General features: G+C 75.3%; 1 protein-coding gene. It reads left to right on the forward strand.

The features are described from left to right. Positions 1-2,251 (forward strand): metallophosphoesterase (locus ABD308_RS09200; RefSeq protein WP_344330597.1); only part of this gene is annotated, 2,251 nt, incomplete at both ends.

The raw sequence follows: 2,251 nt of genomic DNA on the forward strand, positions 1-2,251 counted from the left end.
CCGCCGACGGCGCCGAGAGCGGCACCCTGCCGCTGACCGTGCTCGGCGCTCCGGTGCGGATCACCGCCGGCACCGACCCGATCGGCCTGGAGACCGCCGGCGCCACCGCGAGGATCGCCGTCACCGGCTACGACGCCCAGGGCCACGCCGCCCCGGTCGAGGCCGCCGACCTCACCGTCACCGGCGGCGCGGGCGTCGTCGAGACCTCCGCCGCCGAGGACGGCTCGATCGCCCTCAAGGCGCTCACCGACGGCGCCTCCGCCACCCTCAAGCTGACCGTGGGCGGCCTGGAGACCTCCGTCGCCGTCACCGTCGGCACGGCCGAGAAGCCGTTCGCGGACTTCTCCGACGCGGCCGCCTGGAAGTCCGGCAACGACCGCGCGCCCGGCGGCGGCGTCGCCCCGGCCGCCGGCCACGACGGCGGCGAGGGCCTGCGGCTGAGCTACGACTTCACCCAGTCGACCGGCACCCGCGGCCAGTACGCCATCGCCCCCGAGGGCATCGTGCTGCCCGGCCAGCCGCGCTCGATCACGATGTGGATCGAGGGCGACGGGAACGGCGCCTGGCCGCGCGTCCAGTACCGGACCGCCGCCGGCGTCACCGCCAACCTGGACGCCCCGATGGTCACCTGGACCGGCTGGCGGAAGGTGGAGTTCCCGATCCCGGCCGGCGTGCAGTACCCGCTGACCTTCCAGCGGTTCCGGCTGATGGAGACCGGCGCCGCCCGCTCCTACACCGGCGCGCTCACCCTGGCCGACCTGCGGGTCAAGGTGGCGCCGGACGTCGAACTGCCGGTGCGTCCGCGGGTCACCGACCCGGTGGTGCTCACCCACGGCACCGTGGACGGCAAGCCGCTGCGGGTCGCGGTGATGTCGGACGCCCAGTTCATTGCCCGCGCCCCGGAGAGCGACCTCGTGCAGGCCGCCCGCCGCACCCTGCGCGACATCGCCGCCGCCAAGCCCGACCTGCTGGTCATCACCGGCGACCTGGTCGACGAGGCGAGCCCGGCCGACTTCGCCCTCGCCCGCAAGGTGCTGGACGAGTTCGACCAGCTCACCGGCCGCGGCATCCCCTGGCACTACGTGCCCGGCAACCACGAGGTGATGGGCCCCGGCACCATCGACAACTTCACGGCCGCGTTCGGCGAGACCAGCAAGGTGTTCGACGTCAAGGGCACCCGCTTCATCACCCTGAACAGCGCGCTCGGCTCCTTCCGGGCGAGCGGCTTCGACCAGATCGCCAAGCTGCGCACCACCCTCGACGAGGCCGCCGAGGACCCGTCGGTCACCGGTCTGCTGCTGTTCGACCACCACCCGACCCGCGACCCGCTGCCCGACCAGGGCAGCCAGCTCGGTGACCGCAAGGAGGCCGCCCTGGTCGAGCAGTGGCTGGCCGGCTTCCGGGCGGGCGGCAAGTCCGCCGCGATGATCAGCGGCCACGTCGGCGCCTTCCACGCGAGCAGCGTCGACGGCGTCCCGTACCTGATCAACGGCAACTCCGGCAAGGGCCCGGCCGCCGAGCCGGACCGGGGCGGCTTCACCGGCTGGACGATGCTCGGCGTCAACCCGGCCGCCGGCAAGGTCACCGACCCGTACGCGGTGCCGGACGACGCCTCGGCCTGGCTGCGCGCCGAGGTGCGGGCCCGCGCCGACGCGGTGCGGCTGACCGCCCCCGAGTCGCTCGGCCTGCTGGACTCCGTGCCGGTCAGCGCGACCTTCACCCAGGACGGCGAGCGGACGGTGCCGGTGGCCTGGCCGGTCACCGCCCAGTGGGGCGGCCAGGGCGTGCACGTCGGCCCGGCCGCCAAGGCCCCGCGCGGCACCGTCGCCGCGTACGACCCGGCCACCGGCACGCTCACCGGCCTGCGCCCGGGCGGCGCGACGCTGACCGTCACCGTCGGCGGCGTGACGGCGGAGCGCAAGGTCACCGTCGGCTCCGTCCCGGCCTGCACCACCACGCTGCGCGGCGCCCAGAAGAAGCTCGCGGTCACCTCCGGCGTCACCTGCCTGGACGGCGCGACCGTCACCGGCCCGGTGCTGGTCCAGCCGGGCGCGGCGCTGGTCGCCAACGGCTCGGTCTTCAAGGGCCCCGTCTCGGCCCGTGGCGCGGCGGCCTTCGTGCTGACCGACAGCCAGGTGTCCGGCCCGGTCTCGGTGAGCGGTTCCACCGGGCAGGTCGCCCTGCTCTGGTCGACCGTCGACGGCCCGGCCCACCTGGCGCTCAACACCGGCGGCACCGCCGTCGCCCTCGG

It is taken from the genome of Kitasatospora putterlickiae, assembly GCF_039527695.1.
In the GTDB taxonomy this organism is placed as follows: Bacteria; Actinomycetota; Actinomycetes; order Streptomycetales; family Streptomycetaceae; genus Kitasatospora; species Kitasatospora putterlickiae.